The sequence below is a fragment of the Psychrilyobacter sp. genome (assembly GCF_049671765.1).
Classification (GTDB): Bacteria; Fusobacteriota; Fusobacteriia; order Fusobacteriales; family Fusobacteriaceae; genus Psychrilyobacter.
On the sequence record NZ_JBATVM010000023.1, the window covers coordinates 1 to 15,531 of the forward strand.

Annotated in this window: 12 protein-coding genes and 1 riboswitch; of the genes, 8 read left to right on the plus strand and 4 right to left on the minus strand. The window is 31.2% G+C overall.

What is annotated here, in order from left to right:
• From WBG30_RS01060 to WBG30_RS01080, 5 genes are all read left to right on the plus strand, one after another.
• Window positions 1-692 (plus strand): heterodisulfide reductase-related iron-sulfur binding cluster (locus WBG30_RS01060; protein ID WP_424502789.1); only part of this gene is annotated, 692 nt, incomplete at its 5' end.
• A 113-nt stretch (window positions 693-805) separates the two neighbouring features.
• A complete protein-coding gene (locus tag WBG30_RS01065) occupies window positions 806-1,927 on the plus strand; it encodes an ABC transporter substrate-binding protein (RefSeq protein ID WP_424502790.1) in 1,122 nt (373 codons plus the stop codon).
• Complete coding sequence (locus WBG30_RS01070) at window positions 1,905-2,771, plus strand: ABC transporter permease subunit (RefSeq protein ID WP_424502791.1); 867 nt, start codon at window positions 1,905-1,907, stop codon at window positions 2,769-2,771. Before WBG30_RS01065 ends, WBG30_RS01070 begins: the two co-directional genes overlap by 23 nt.
• Window positions 2,772-2,797: 26 nt before the next feature.
• Complete coding sequence (locus tag WBG30_RS01075) at window positions 2,798-3,550, plus strand: ABC transporter permease (protein WP_424502792.1); 753 nt, start codon at window positions 2,798-2,800, stop codon at window positions 3,548-3,550.
• 197 nt (window positions 3,551-3,747) lie between these two features.
• Window positions 3,748-4,329, plus strand: a complete 582-nt coding sequence (locus WBG30_RS01080; RefSeq protein WP_424502793.1) for a CDP-alcohol phosphatidyltransferase family protein — start codon at window positions 3,748-3,750, stop codon at window positions 4,327-4,329.
• Window positions 4,330-4,390: 61 nt separating this feature from the next.
• Here the strand turns inward: WBG30_RS01080 and WBG30_RS01085 are convergent, their stop codons facing one another.
• The 3 genes from WBG30_RS01085 to fdhD form a co-directional block, all read right to left on the minus strand.
• On the minus strand, window positions 4,391-6,358 hold the full coding sequence (locus WBG30_RS01085; RefSeq protein WP_424502794.1) for an amylo-alpha-1,6-glucosidase: 1,968 nt from the start codon (window positions 6,356-6,358) through the stop codon (window positions 4,391-4,393).
• Window positions 6,359-6,403: 45 nt separating this feature from the next.
• Complete coding sequence (locus WBG30_RS01090) at window positions 6,404-7,186, minus strand: substrate-binding domain-containing protein (protein WP_424502795.1); 783 nt, start codon at window positions 7,184-7,186, stop codon at window positions 6,404-6,406.
• Between the two features lie 73 nt (window positions 7,187-7,259).
• Window positions 7,260-7,967 carry a formate dehydrogenase accessory sulfurtransferase FdhD gene (gene fdhD, locus WBG30_RS01095; RefSeq protein WP_424502796.1) on the minus strand — a complete coding sequence of 236 codons (708 nt, stop codon included), beginning with the start codon at window positions 7,965-7,967 and terminating at the stop codon, window positions 7,260-7,262.
• Window positions 7,968-8,217: 250 nt separating this feature from the next.
• Here fdhD and fdhF point away from each other — a divergent pair, with 250 nt between their 5' ends.
• Together fdhF and WBG30_RS01105 are read left to right on the plus strand one after the other, a co-directional pair.
• Window positions 8,218-10,890 (plus strand): formate dehydrogenase subunit alpha, encoded by a 2,673-nt coding sequence (gene fdhF, locus WBG30_RS01100; RefSeq protein ID WP_424502797.1) that lies wholly within the window; start codon window positions 8,218-8,220, stop codon window positions 10,888-10,890.
• Window positions 10,890-12,596 (plus strand): [FeFe] hydrogenase, group A, encoded by a 1,707-nt coding sequence (locus WBG30_RS01105; protein ID WP_424502798.1) that lies wholly within the window; start codon window positions 10,890-10,892, stop codon window positions 12,594-12,596. Before fdhF ends, WBG30_RS01105 begins: the two co-directional genes overlap by 1 nt.
• 49 nt (window positions 12,597-12,645) lie before the next feature.
• Here WBG30_RS01105 and WBG30_RS01110 read toward each other — a convergent pair whose 3' ends face one another.
• Window positions 12,646-13,365 (minus strand): sulfite exporter TauE/SafE family protein, encoded by a 720-nt coding sequence (locus tag WBG30_RS01110; protein ID WP_424502799.1) that lies wholly within the window; start codon window positions 13,363-13,365, stop codon window positions 12,646-12,648.
• Window positions 13,366-13,530: 165 nt separating this feature from the next.
• A riboswitch (purine riboswitch) is annotated at window positions 13,531-13,628 on the plus strand.
• A gap of 96 nt (window positions 13,629-13,724) precedes the next feature.
• On the opposite strand from WBG30_RS01110, the gene guaA reads away from it, so the two are divergent.
• Entirely contained in the window at window positions 13,725-15,263 is a 1,539-nt protein-coding gene (guaA, locus tag WBG30_RS01115; protein WP_424502800.1) for a glutamine-hydrolyzing GMP synthase, read from the plus strand.
• Window positions 15,264-15,531 lie beyond the last annotated feature (268 nt).

Here is a 15,531-nt window from a genome sequence, read left to right on the forward strand (position 1 = left end):
TAGATTATCTTCAAGAAAAATGTAATGGTGAGGTAGGGTCTATCTTAAAATGCTGTGGGAAACCAACTAAGGATTTAGGACAAGAAGAGAAGTTCAAGAAAAGATATAGTTTAGTTCAAAATTCTATTGATGAATTAGGAGCAGAGGAGATAATTGTAGCATGTCAATCATGTTATGAGATTTTTAGAAAGAATAGCCCTAATCAAAAGGTAGTATCACTTTGGGAACTCCTCCCAGAGTTAGGACTACCTGAACATGCTAAAGGTATTGGAAAGGGATCAGATGTGGTGTTTGGTATCCATGATTCATGTCCTACTAGGTATAATAAAAAAATTCAAGATGGTGTCAGACAAATTTTAGAGCAAATGGAATATAAAATAGAAGAGCCTCTTTATACAAGGGAAAATACAAGGTGTTGTGGATTAGGTGGAATGGTTGCAACAGCTAATCCAGAGGTAACTAATACAATTATAAAGAAGAGAGTAGCTGAATACAATACTGATCATATAGTAAGTTATTGTGCTGCATGTAGGCAATCGATGGAGAGTGGAGGGAAAGATTCTGTACATATTTTAGATCTAATATTTGGAGAGAGATATACTAAAGATTCGGCTATAAAAAGAACTCAAGGGACAAGTAAACAATGGATGAATAGATTTAAATCTAAAAAAGAATTAAATAAAAGAAAATAAAATTAGAAGAATAATTTAAGAGTCTTTACATGGAATTAAACATTCCAAATATAAGGTTATAACTATGCTATAATTGTGGGAAGAATCCAATTGTTTATAAAAAGGGGGAAGAAATGAAAAAATTAATATTTTTATTAATATTAATAAGTCTTTTATTGATAGGTTGTGGAAAAAAAGAAGAAATTTCTAAAAAATATATTTTGGATATGAGTTGGGAAGAAATTAAAAAGAATGCCAATGGACAGAGTGTTTCCATAACAATGTGGGGGGGGAGCAAGAAAATAAATAAATATTATGATGAATTTATAGCTCCTAATTTAAAAAAAGAATATAATATAACTTTAAAGAGGGTACCAATTACAGATATCAGACAGCCACTGAATAAATTAGTTATCGAGAAAGAAGCCAATAAAACAAATGGAAGTACTGATGTTATTTGGCTTAATGGAGAAAATTTTAAATTTGCTAAAACTAACGGAATTTTGCTTGGAAATATAAATTCTAAAATACCAAATATAGAGGAAGTAGACTCAAATGCTTTGAAAAGTGATTTTGGGGAACCGGTAGAAGGGTTAGAAGCACCAATAGGACAAGCTAATTTTATAATGATAACAGAAGTAAAAAATCCTCCTAAAACAGCAGCAGAACTTAGATCATGGGTGATAAAAAATCCAGGTAGATTTACTTATTCAAACCCTAATGATTTTGTAGGAAACGCCTTTATAAGAACGTTATCTGTGGATATATTAGGGAGAGATGATTTTACAGTAGAAGAGATGGGACCAGTATGGGACTACTTAAACGAAATAAAACCTTATCTATGGAGAGAGGGAAAAACATATCCCGAATCTTCAGAGAGAAATCATGAGTTATTTGCTAATGGAGAAGTTGATTATTCTATCAGCTATACTCCTAGTATCGTAGAAAATAAAGTGACTTTAGGAGAGTTTCCGAAAGATGCGTACGCATATGTGATGAATGTCGGAAGTTTTACAAATAATCATTATTTAACTATAGCTAAAAATACACAAAATCCAGAAGCAGCTTTGGTTTTTATAAACTATATGATCTCAAATGATCCTCAACAGGAAAAAATGAAATCTTCAGTATGGGGAGATGGAGCAGTTACTAAAAAATTGAAGAAAGAGTTATTTACCCCTCAATTGGAGGAGTTATCTCCAGAGGTAACAGAAAGGATAAAAGATGAATGGTATGAAAAAGTGGCAAAGAGTTAAGGAACATCTAGGGATATTACCTAGTATAGTTGTGATGTCGATATTATTTTGGAGTGGAATATTAAAATCTTTTCAAAAAATATTTGATTATAAGTTATTAGAAAAAATAATAAATAAAGGTGAATTTTTAAATTCATTGATTTATACAGCTAAATTAAGCTTATACTCTATAATTTTAGTGGGAGGAGTGTCTCTCTTGGGGATATATATTCTCTACCTTCTCAGTACAGAGATCAGTCTAAAAAAATTAAATGGGATAAAGATGTTTTTTTTATCCCCTATGTATATTCCCTATCTTTTAGGGGGATATATGATTTCTACTCTAATTGGTCAAAGTGGAATCATATCTACTATATGTTATAGATTGGGATGTATTCACAGGATGGATGATTTTTTAGTTTTGGTCAACGAGAGAAATGGATATTCAATTATATTAACCTATGGGTGGAAAGCAAGCCCCTTTGTTATTCTCATGGTTTATTCAACAATGATAAAAATAAATAATGAGTGGTTAGACGTGGCGAAAGTATATGGAGTAAATAGATATCATTTTTTTAAAGAGATAGTATTACCAATAATTTTTCCTCTCTATTTGAGCTCATTATTTGTAGTTTTTGCTCATATATTTGCTTCATTTGAAGTTCCATATCTTTTGGGAGTAACTTATCCTAGAACCCTGTCGGTTTTAGCATATGAAAAATATGCTAGGAATAGTATAGTTAATAGGGAAGAAGTAATGGTGATAAATAGTATAATTATATTGTTGACTGCTAGTGTGGCACTGATTGTCTATAAATTAAATAGGTCATTAGGAGAAAGGGTGGAATTAGAATTAGAAAAATAATTATAATAGCAGGGTTAATATTTATATTGGTAGTTTTATTTCCTTTTATTCCCTTAGTTCTAGGCTCTATATCTAGTGGATGGAGATTTGGAGAGATACTACCTTCTAATTATTCCATAGATGGATATAGATATGTACTAAAAAGCAGATCCACATGGATTGGAATGGGATATAATTTATCAATTGCCTATACTGTGGCTATAATAAATCTATTTCTAGCTATACCTGCAGCTAGATTTTTATTCAGGAAAAAAAGTAGATTTAAAGGGATCTATATGATTATTTTATTTGCTCCTTTGATAGTCCCATCTCTGTTATCTATATTAGGAATCCATCGTAGTATGATAATCTATGGACTAACAGATAATTTATTAGGAGTAATTTTAGTTAATATAATACCTAGTTTCCCCTATGTACTCCTCAGTCTTTATGGAGGTTTCAAAGGCTTCCCTAACAGGTTGGAAGAATCGGCACTTATTGATGGTGTCTCAAAATTTCAGATGTATAGGTATATTATCTTACCTATATTACTTCCTGGAATATTGATTGGATCCACAATATCTATATTGATATCTCTGTCGGAATATATTTTGACCCTCCTTATAGGAGGAGGAGAGATAATTACTCTGCCAATCTTGATGTTTCCATATTTAAGTAGTGGGGATAAGGTAGTCGGAGCAGTATATGCTATCTTGTTTATCCTTTTTAATGTTGTTGGAATTTTATTATTTGAGTTAGGAATAAGGTTTATTTTGAAAAAATTTACAAGAGTAAGATAATAGAAAATTAAGAATTAAGGCCAAAAGTTTTGATCACGAATAAAACTAACATTTCTTTGGTGGTAGTGTCTACAGTTAGGCTGTGATAAAATTTAATTGGTGTAAATTAATAGTAAAAAAGGTTTTGAACTTATGGGAGGAGACAGTCTAGAAATTGTCTATCTAGAGTTTTACCATAAGGGGAATAGGGAGGAAATATGTTAGATACACACGGAAGAAAATATGTACAACCAATAATTAAATGTCTTGCAAATGGATTTATAAAAGTTGGACTTAGTGCTAATCAAGTCACGATTATAGCTTTGATATTAGGCCTTAGTGTTTCCTTTTCTATATATTTAGGATATTCGTTAGTAGGAGTGATTTTATTATGGATTTCAGGTCTTTTAGATGCTGTAGACGGAACTATTGCGAGATTAAAAGGATCTAATCCTTTTGGAGCACTTATGGATATTACTTTTGATCGGATAGTAGAAATTGGAATAATGCTGGCACTGGCTATAAAATATCCAAAAAGTAGTTTTTTGTTTTTTCTCCTTGCATCTAGTATCATAATTAGCATGACTATATTTTTGACAGTTGGAACATTGTCTTCAAAAATAAGTGAAAAATCTTTCTATTATCAAGTGGGTTTAGCAGAAAGAACAGAAGGTTTTATATTTTTTTCAGGGATGATTTTATTTCCTCGGTATATAAACATTATAGTAACTGTGTTTATCTTGATAATAATGGTTACTGCTGGTCAGAGGATGGCAGAGGCAAAAAAAATATTGAAATGAAAAAAGGTATCACAAAATTCTAAATGAACTTTGTGATACCTTTTTTTATCATTTATAAATTTTAGCAGTACTCCTTTAGTGCCCTCAAAAGTTCTGATACAGACCAAGCTTGAGAAAAACATCCACGAGCTTTAAATGGTTTATCTCCATCAAAAATTTCCGAGATAGAGTTAATATATCCTTCATTATAAAAATGTTGAATTAATCCATTGAGTAGTATTTTATTCTCTGATTTATCTTTGTAGACCTTATTATATGCACCAATAAAGTGTCCTATAGGCCAAGCCCAGACGGTTCCTTGATGGTAACAAGAATCTCTGTCATATAGGTTCCCGAAATAAATCCCTTTATAATGAGGATTATTTTTATCTAATGATCTTAAACCATGAGAAGTATATAGATGTTTAAATACTTTATCAACTACTAATTTTTCCTTTTTTTCCGTTAGAAGAGGATGGGGAAGTGAGACAACAAATATTTGATTTGGTCTAATATCATTATTTTTTTCTTCACTTATGTAATCGTATAGACAGTGATCTTTTTCATTCCAAAATTCTTTTTCAAAATTTTCTTTTAATTTATTGGCAAGATTTGTATAGGTTTGGTCATCTTCTTCAAACCTATTACTTAACTCCTCCATTAGTTTCATTCCATTATACCAAAGAGCCTGGATTTCAACGGGTTTACCATATCTAGGAGTTACAGCCCAGCCTTTATATTTTACATCCATCCAAGTAAGTTGGGTATCTTTATCTCCGCCATTTAAAAATCCATTATCATCAATATGAATATTATAACGAGTACCTTTTGTATGATGAGAAACTATATTTTTTAATGTAGAATAGATTTCCTCCTCAATAAAATCATAGTCATTGGTATACTCAAGATACTTTAATACTGCAAAGAAATACCATGGTGCAGCATCAATTGTATTATATTGTAATTTTTCACCTTCAAAAGCAGGAAATACATTGGGAAGCATCCCCTCATTGCAGTATCTTGCAAATGTTTTTAATATAGACCTAGCGTCTTCGAATCTTCCTGTTGAGAGAGTAAGACCAGGTAAAGCAATCATAGTATCTCTACCCCAGTCACCAAACCATGGATAACCAGCTAAGATAGTTTTCCCGTCGATCCCTTTTCTATATGTAATAAAATCATCACAGGCAATAGCTAAATCACGTAGGAGTGTATTTTCTTTAGAGGTCATATCTTTTAGTTTATTTACTCGTTCTATCTCATTTTGATACAATAAATTTATGTCTAAATCTATCTTATTTAATTTGTCAAAAGAAGCGATGATATAAAAATCTTCTCCTTTTTTTAGTGAAATGGATGTTTTTAATAAATTATAACTAGAACCTAAGTTTTTTCTACCTCTTTCTCCTAACTCAATATCATAAGCTATATTTTTTCTGATATTTCCTGGGATTATATTTCCATAAAAATCTTCCTTTTTTTCAGAAAAAGGAATCTCATCTAGCTGCCCATTAGTATAGATATACATAGATTTATCGGAAAAAGAAACCTTGTTATCCTTTGCCTCTAAATCAAAATTTTCTTTATTTGAAACATCGTGATAATCTCTATAATCAAAAAATAAATTAGTGTCCAATTTATTGATTTCTCTGCCAGAGGTTAAGATACGATATTTCGTAACTACCATCTCTTTTTCAAAAGGCATAAAAATTTCTTTTTCTAAAAGAGTGCCGTTTATAGAAAAAATCCATTTGGGAAATGGATTGATTTCAAAACTTTCAATATTTTTAAACCCTTGGTGGATATATTCTTTATTTTCATAAATTGTTTTATAAGTAAATAAATCAGTTCCATTTAAACTCTCTTCAATTTTATGAAAAGTCATCATTCTATTAAGGGGAGGAATAAAAGATTTGATAAACATACCGTGGTAACTACGAGCTAAGTTTCCATTTATGGAACTAGAGCAAAATGAACCTAATCCATTGGATAAAAGCCACTCTATATTTGTTCCTTTTACATAATCTCCTAAAACACTTCTTCCTATCAAAATTTTCCTCCCTTTTTTTAATATTTTATTCTTTACAAAATGAGTTTATTCAACTATGAATAATGGCATTTTGAATTCTTCTACTCCATATGTAGAGATAAGTTCTTTAGTTTCATCAGATGTGATCCAGTTCATGAATATTTTAGCATTTTTATAATTGATCATATCATTTTTATCTGGGTTTATAGTCATAACACTATATTCATTTATTAAGTTTTGATCGTTATTTACTTTGATATCTAAATTTAACTTGTCTTTAAGGTGAAGGTAAGTAGACATGTCTGTAAGGGTATAATATCCTTTTTCACTAGCAATTTTAAGTGTAGCAGCCATACCATTTCCACTTGATACATACCAATCTGTATCTGTATTTATATCTTCATTTTTCCAAAGAGAAATTTCTTTTTTGTTTGTCCCTGAGTCGTCTCCTCTAGTTACAAAATTATAGTTATTTTTATCTATTTGAGTAAGCGCATCGTGTAAATTTTTGAATTCTTTTCCATCTTCTGGTCCTACAACAATAAAAAAGTTGTGCATAAATTGTATTCTATCTCTTCCGTGTCCTTCTTTGATAAATTTAAGTTCAGATGTTTTAGCATGAACTAAAAGAGCGTCAACTTCACCATCTTCTCCCATCTTAAGAGCACGACCTGTCCCAACTGCTACATATTTAACGTCAATTCCAGTTTCTTTTTCAAATCCAGGTAATATATAGTCTAAAAGACCACTATCTCTAACGCTAGTAGTAGTTGCTAACAGAAGTTGGTCTGAAGCTCCAAAACTAGCTATTGATATTAATAATAGTAGTGTAAAAATAAGTTTTTTCATGATTTCCTCCAATAAAATAAGTACGATAATAAAATGGCAAATTTTTTGACTGTATTTAAAAAATCCGTTTGTTCTATTTTAAAATCCTACCTTCATTCACATAGATGATAGGTTTACTAGACATTATTCTCCCAATTACTGTAATTCCATTTTGCTTAGCTAATTCCAATGCGGAACTTGTAGGAATACTTCTAGTCACAACTACAGGAATTTTTGCACCAGCACATTTTAATACCATATCGGTAGAAATTCTACCAGTAGAGATAATTGCACTATTTTTAAAATCATAGTTTTTAATAAGACAAGCTCCTATGACCTTATCTACAGCATTGTGCCTACCTACATCTTCAATAGCTATTAGGTCTTTTTTTGTATTATATACAGCACAACTATGCATTCCTCCTGTTTCCTGATGTTTTACTGCTAATTTAAACATTTTTATAGTGGCATCTTTTAATGCCTTTAGATCAAATGAGATATCAGAATCTAACACTTGATTTAATTTTAGATTAAAGCTCGGAGAACTTCCACATGAGCTAGATAATACAGTACTTAAAGATAGATCCTCCTCTATAGAGATAAATTCAGATATGATATAGATATTTTTTAGATTATTACAAACTCTAATAGAGTCAATATCATCTATATTCTCAATAAGGTTTCGTGTATATAGATGACCTATAGCTAATTCCTTTAAATCATCAGGAGTACACATAAATGTTATGAATTTTGTACTGTTTATAAACAAAGTTACACTAATTTCTTCACAAACTGGATACATAGTCTTAATTTCCCCCTTTTTTTATTTTTGATAATTATACCATTGTTAAGGTATAAATGTTAAATTAAATTAAAATATTCTTAAAACCAATGGATATAGTGTTAAATATATAAATGTTTTGTTAACCTATATGAAAATAATTGTTGATTTATTCTAGTCGAAGATGTAAAATTATCAATGTTAAAGTGAAATTTTTAATTAGTAAAGTGAAAATAAGTTGTTTTTAAGTTTTGTAGGAGGATATCTTAAGATGGTTACAATAAATATAAATGGTCAGAAAATAAAAACTTCAAAAAATATGACTATTTGCCAAGCAGCAGAATCAGCAGGGCAAATTATACCGACATTCTGTTATGATGAAAGATTCGAAATAGAAGATAAGTGTGGAATCTGTGCTGTAGAGTGTAATGGTGAAATAGTAAAGGGATGTTCTGTAGTGGTAGAAGAGGGTTTAGAAATAAAAACCCATACTCCAGAAGTTATACAAAAAAGAAAAGCAATACTAGAGTCAATAATAATAGATCATCCCTTAGATTGTCTGGTATGTAAAAAATCAGGGCATTGTAAATTGCAAGATTATTGCTATGAATATGGTGTAGAACAAAAGCATAATCAATGTAGAGAGGAACTTCCTTTAGATAAAAGTAATCCATTTTATGATATAGATCCAAATAAATGTATCTCATGTGGAAAATGTGTAGAAGTATGTAAAACACAGCAATGTAATGACGTGTTAACTTTAGACATAGAAAATAAGAAAGTAATGGTAGCTGGAGGCACAGTAGTAAATAATTCTAACTGTGTATTTTGTGGAAATTGCGTAAGTGTATGTCCTGTAGGAGCTCTTCAAGCCAAAGAAAAGACTAAATATAGAAAATGGGAAGTTAAAAAAACTCAGACAACTTGCTCATACTGTGGTGTTGGATGTCAATTTGAACTTATTACTAAGAAGAACAAAGTAGTAGGAGTAGAACCTGTATTTACTAGTCCTAATGATGGATTATTATGTGTAAAAGGGAAATTTGGATATAAATTTATAGACCATCCAGATAGATTAAAAACACCATTAATCAAAGAAAATGGTGAATTTAGAGAGGCTACTTGGAAAGAAGCGTATGAATTGTTTGTATCTAAGGCTAATGGAGTAAGGGGAGAATTTGGTCCTGAAGCACTTGGAGGATTAGCTTCGGCTAGATGTACCAATGAAGATAATTTCTTATTTCAAAAATTAATGAGAGTTTCAATGGGTACCAATAATATAGATCACTGTGCCCGTCTCTGACATTCCGCAACAGTTGCAGGTCTTGTAACTACATTAGGAAGTGGAGCTATGACAAACAGTATCGAGGAAGCAAAAGATTCAGATTTAATATTTGTAATAGGATCAAATCCAAGGGAAAATCATCCTGTAATAGGAGCGAAGATAAAACAAGCCAAAAGAAATGGATCTAAATTAATATTGGCTGATCCGAGAGAAATAGATCTATCAGAAGATGCTGACGTATATATGCAAGTGCGTGTAGGAGCTAATATAGCTCTTATAAATGGAATGATTAATGTAATTATTTCAGAAAACTTAGTTAATAGTGATTATATTAAAAAGCATACTGAAGGATATGAAGAGTTAAAGGAAATGGTAAAAAAATACACTCCAGAGATGGCTTCAGAAATATGTGGAGTAGCTCCTAAAAAAATAGTAGAAGCTGCAAGACTCTATGCAACAAGTAAAGCTTCTTCAATCTATTATGCAATGGGGATAACTCAATTTAAAACAGGAACAAATGGTGTAATAGCACTATCAAACCTAGCTTTAATAACAGGACAAATAGGAAGACCTGGAACAGGAATTAATCCTTTGAGAGGGCAAAATAACGTACAAGGATCATGTGACATGGGTGCATTCCCAGATACACTGCCTGGATATAAGAGTATTAAAGATGAAAAATTTAGAAAATTATACAAAAAAGAGTGGGGGGTAGAGATACCTTCAAAAATAGGATTAACTATAACACAAATAATGGATGCGGCTCATCATAAAGATCTAAAATTCTTATTTATCATGGGTGAAAACCCAGTAGTATCTGATCCAGATACTACCCATATTATCCAGTCACTAAAATCTTTAGATTTCTTGGTAGTTCAAGATATCTTTATGACAGAAACGGCTAAATATGCCGATTTAATCTTACCAGCACTTTCATTTGCTGAAAAAGATGGGACATTTACAAATACAGAAAGAAAGGTACAAAGAGTAAGAGCTGCTATAAAAGGTCAAGGGGAAGCCAAAGCTGACTGGTTGATATTTATGGAGCTTATGAATGAATTTGGGTATGACGTACATTATGACAGTCCATCAGATATTATGGATGAGATGGCAAGATTGATACCTCAATATGCAGGAATATCTTATGATAGGATAGAAAAAGGTGGATTACAATGGCCTGTAAAAGATAAAAATCATCCTGGAACACCTATTCTTCATGTAGATGGACCTATGAGAGGTAAAGGATTATTAATCCCTGTAGAATATGATCTACCAGCAGAAATAGTAGATGAAAAATACCCATATGTATTGACCAACGGTAGAAACTTATATCATTACCATACTAGAACTATGACTGCCAAAACAGAAGGATTGCATGAAAAATCACCAGAATCTTATATCGAGTTAAATCCATTAACTTGTGAAGAAATAGGAGTAAAAAATGGAGATATGGTAACTGTAACTTCTAGAAGGGGGGCTATTCAAACAAAAGTTTTAGAAACTACAAAAATCTTAAAGGGAACTGGATTTATGCCTTTCCATTTTGCAGAAGGATCAGCAAATATGTTAACAGGAGCAGAAGCTTTAGATGAAAAATCTGGAGAACCAGAATTAAAATTAGTAACTGTATCTATAGAAAAATATGAGGTGAAAAAATAGTGAAAGTAAAAGTTATAATAAATCAAAAAAAATCTATATTTGATACAGAAAAAACTCTTCTACAAAATATAAATGAAATGGGAATCGAGATTCCTACTCTATGTTATCACGAAGATATAAGCCCTGCTGGAGTATGTAAAGTTTGTTCAGTAGAAATTTTGGGAAAAGGATTAATTACAAGTTGTGATAACTATCCTGAAGATGGAATGGAATTAAAGACTCATTCTGATAAAGTAGAAGTATTTAGAAAAAATAGGATTAAAGAGATCTTAAAAGACCACTCTAATGACTGTTTAACTTGCGAAAAAGCAATGGGAGACTGTGAATTACAGAATATATCCTATGAATATGGTGTAGAAAATAGAGGAGATGGGACTCGTGAGAAGTTACCTATAGATAATTCTTCATCTGCATTTGTTAGAGATATGAATAAATGTATAGAGTGCCAAAAATGTGTGAAAGTATGTGATGAGATTCAAGGTATTGGAGTTTACTGTGTAAAAGAGGATGGATCTATTGGAATGACTCACAATACAGTGGCGGAAACTAATTGTATCTCATGTGGGCAATGTGTAAAAATATGTCCAGTAGGAGCTCTTCATGAGAAGATAGATCTTAAAAATTTAAATTATGATCTTAAAAATCCTGCTAAACATATAGTAGTTCAGATGGCACCGGCAATTAAAAATACCATAGGGGAAGAATTTGGTATTTTACCAGGAACAGATATAACTAAAAAAATGGTTGCAGCTCTAAAAGATTTAGGTTTTAACAAAGTTTTTTCTACAGATTTTAGTGCTGATGTGACTATTATGGAAGAGGGAACAGAATTTCTAGACAGATTTACAAATGGAGGTAAACTACCTATGTTTACGTCTTGTTGCCCAGGATGGGTAAATTATGCTGAGATTAATCATCCTGAATTTTTAGACAATTTATCATCTTGTAAATCTCCTCAACAAATATTTGGAGCTTTGTCTAAAAGTTATTATCCAAAGATATCAGGAGTAAATCCATCTGAGGTTTATTCAGTGTCTATAATGCCTTGTACAGCAAAAAAAGATGAAATTATTAGGGATGAAATGGAAGATGACAATGGGAATAGGGATGTTGACCTAGTAATAACAACAAGGGAGTTAGCTAAACTATTTAGATTGAATAAAATAAATTTAGAAACCTATGAAAAAGAGGCAGAATTTGATCAACTCTTAGGAGAAGGGACAGGAGCAGCTAGGTTATTTGCTTCAACTGGTGGAGTAATGGAAGCGGCCCTTAGAACAGTTTCTGATGTATTAGGAGAAACTAGTCATTCGCTTGAATATAAAGAGGTCAGAGGATTTGAAGGTGTAAGAAGGGCTAAATTGGTCTTAGCTGGAAAAGAAGTGAATGTTGCAGTAATAAATGGGATTAAGAATGCAACTCCATTTTTAGAGGCAATAAAAAAAGGTGAAGCAGAAGTTGATTTCATTGAAGTAATGGCTTGTGTTGGTGGATGTTTAAATGGGGGAGGAGCACCTGCTCCAGATAATATGAGAGTTGTTGCAGATAGAAAAATAGGGTTGTATAATTCAGATGAAAACTCTATTTTGAGAAAATCTCATGAAAATATAGAGGTAAAAAAACTTTATGAAGATTATTTAGGTAAGCCTGGGGGACATAAAAGTCATCATTTGTTACATACTCACTATAAATCTAGAAATAAATAAGTTTACTGGAAGAGGGCTATACAATATAGCCCTCTTTTGATTATATATATCAAAATAACTTCCATACTATATTTAATCCCATTATTGGTATAGCAAAGTTAATGACTTTCTTAAAGAGTCTCTCCTCCACCTTTGTTGAGGTATATATTCCTATCACAGTACCAATAATTACATAGGGAAGGTAGACCCAAATTATCTCAAGGTTTTTAGAAGTGTAAAACCCTTTATAAATATAGGTAAGTATAGCTACGATATTTAGAGTGAAAAAGTAAGATGATAGCGTTGCTTTAAACTGAGATCTATTCAAATCTATATTTGATAGAAATACTAGAACAGGAGGTCCTGAAATACCACCAATACCATTTAAAACTCCAGAAACTGCTCCTACAGGGAGATAGTAATTTTCTGGTTTTTTAAAATTAATTCTTATTCCCAAGTTATTGATGATACCAATTATCACAAGTAATACCCCGATAATCAATTTTAAAATATATTCATTTATAATCTGAAGGTAGGAGACTCCTACAAAGGTAAAAATAATTGCTGAGATTAACAGGGGAACTATTTTTTTCAACTTAGTGTCTCTATAGTATTTTTTAACTATAATTCCATTTATTATGAGGCTATAGGTCACGGTTACAATTATAATTAACTTGGTATCTAAAAACAATGAAAGTAACGGAATAGCCACTAAAGAAAATCCAAAACTAGTAAATCCCTGAACAAAGGTTGAAAAGAAAAAAATTAGCCCAATATATATAAATTCCATAGTATCCTCCAAAATAATTTAATTAAGATAAATCATAACATACTTTTTTAATTATTATATAATTCTTTTATCTTTCTTTTCAGATTTTGATAAATCTTTAAGTTTAGCATAAGAAGATTTTTTTAAGACATTGACATACGAGAAAAAACATGGTACCATTCTTTAAAATTTATTATTAATATAACTCATATAAATCGGTAATACGGTCCGGTGTATCTACGACTAACCTCAAATTAGTATCTATGAATGAATTCTAACCCAAAGTCTAAACTTTAAAAGTATAGACTCCATTTGGATAGGTTCACTGTAGATGCAGCGATCTTATTTATATGGAGTTTTTTTTATTATAGGAGGATGAAATGAAACAGAATAGTATAGTTATTTTAGATTTTGGTTCTCAATATAACCAATTGATTGCAAGAAGAGTAAGGGAAATGGGTGTTTATGCCGAAGTCGTTCCTTATTTTGAAGATTTAGAAAAGATAAAAGCTAGAAATCCAAAAGGAATTATTTTATCTGGAGGACCTGCATCTGTATATTTAGACGGAGCTCCTACAGTAGATAAAGCAATGTTTGAACTTGATATACCTATCCTTGGAATCTGTTATGGAATGCAACTTACTCAACATCTATTAGGTGGAGAAGTCGCTAGAGCAGACAAACAAGAATTTGGAAAAGCAAAAGTAATAATTGATGGAACAGAAAATCCTTTCTTTAAAGGAGTGTCAAAAGAAACTGAAGTATGGATGTCACATGGGGATCATGTTACAAAAATAGCTCCAGGATTTGAAAAATTAGCTCATACAGATTCTTCTACAGCTACTTTATACAATGCAGAGAAAAAGATTTATAACGTACAATTCCATCCTGAAGTAACTCATTCAGCTGAAGGAACTAAGATGTTAGGAAACTTCGTATTAGAAGTATGTAAGTGTGAAAAAAACTGGTCAATGGGTAACTACATTGAAGAAACAGTACAAGGAATAAGAGAAACTGTAGGAGATAAGAAAGTAATCTTAGCTCTATCTGGTGGGGTAGATTCATCAGTAGCCGCAGTACTTATCCATAAAGCTATTGGAGATCAACTTAGTTGTTTCTTCGTAGATACAGGTCTTATGAGAAAAAACGAGGCTGAAAAAGTAATGAAAACTTATGGGGAACACTACCATATGAATATAGAGTGTGTAGAAGCAGAAGAAAGATTCCTAAGTAAATTAGAAGGAGTTTCAGACCCTGAAACTAAGAGAAAGATAATTGGTCATGAATTTATTGCAATTTTTGATGAACAAAAACAAAAAATGAAAGATGCAGAATTCTTAGCTCAAGGTACTATATACCCAGATGTTATCGAATCTCAATCTGTAAAAGGACCATCTGCTACAATCAAATCTCACCATAATGTAGGTGGATTACCAGAAGAGATGGATTTTAAATTATTAGAGCCATTAAGAGAATTATTTAAAGATGAAGTTAGAAAAGTTGGAAGAGAATTGGGTATCCCTGATCATATGATCGACAGACATCCATTCCCAGGACCAGGACTTGGAATCAGAATAATCGGAGCTGTAGATAAGGAAAAAGCTGATATATTAAGAGAAGCAGACGATATCTTTATCTCAGAATTAAGAGCTGCTAACTTATATCAAGAAGTAAGTCAGGCTTTCGTAGTATTATTACCTGTGAAATCTGTAGGAGTAATGGGAGACGAAAGAACTTATGAATATACAGCAGTACTCAGATCTGCTGATACAATAGACTTCATGACTGCTACATGGTCACACCTTCCATATGAATTCTTAGGAAGAGTATCTAATAGAATCATAAATGAAGTAAAGGGAATCAATAGATTAGCTTACGATATATCTTCTAAACCACCAGCAACGATAGAGTGGGAATAGATTTATACCTATAAAAACCATTGAAAATAAAGGGATTGAAGAGTAATTATTTTTTAATGCTCCTAAAATGCTCCTAAATTATATACAATAAGAAAAGTCTACCAATTAAGTTAGACTTTTTTATTGTATATGTAAATTGTTAAAATAAGTAAAATAGATATTTAATTTATATTTTTTTTCTTTTTTTATTTAAAAAATAATTGTTTAATAAAAATTCTTCATCGTTAAAAAACATTATTTCGTTAAATTTTTCTTGTGAGCTTTTTAT

Bases quoted from the DNA above. Each gene is read 5' to 3' on its own strand.
- WBG30_RS01110 (WP_424502799.1), bottom strand. From the start codon at position 13,365: ATGGAATTTATATATATTGGGCTAATTTTTTTCTTTTCAACCTTTGTT.
- WBG30_RS01065 (WP_424502790.1), top strand. From the start codon at position 806: ATGAAAAAATTAATATTTTTATTAATATTAATAAGTCTTTTATTGATA.
- WBG30_RS01080 (WP_424502793.1), top strand. From the start codon at position 3,748: ATGTTAGATACACACGGAAGAAAATATGTACAACCAATAATTAAATGT.
- fdhD (WP_424502796.1), bottom strand. From the start codon at position 7,967: ATGTATCCAGTTTGTGAAGAAATTAGTGTAACTTTGTTTATAAACAGT.
- WBG30_RS01070 (WP_424502791.1), top strand. From the start codon at position 1,905: ATGAAAAAGTGGCAAAGAGTTAAGGAACATCTAGGGATATTACCTAGT.
- guaA (WP_424502800.1), top strand. From the start codon at position 13,725: ATGAAACAGAATAGTATAGTTATTTTAGATTTTGGTTCTCAATATAAC.
- WBG30_RS01090 (WP_424502795.1), bottom strand. From the start codon at position 7,186: ATGAAAAAACTTATTTTTACACTACTATTATTAATATCAATAGCTAGT.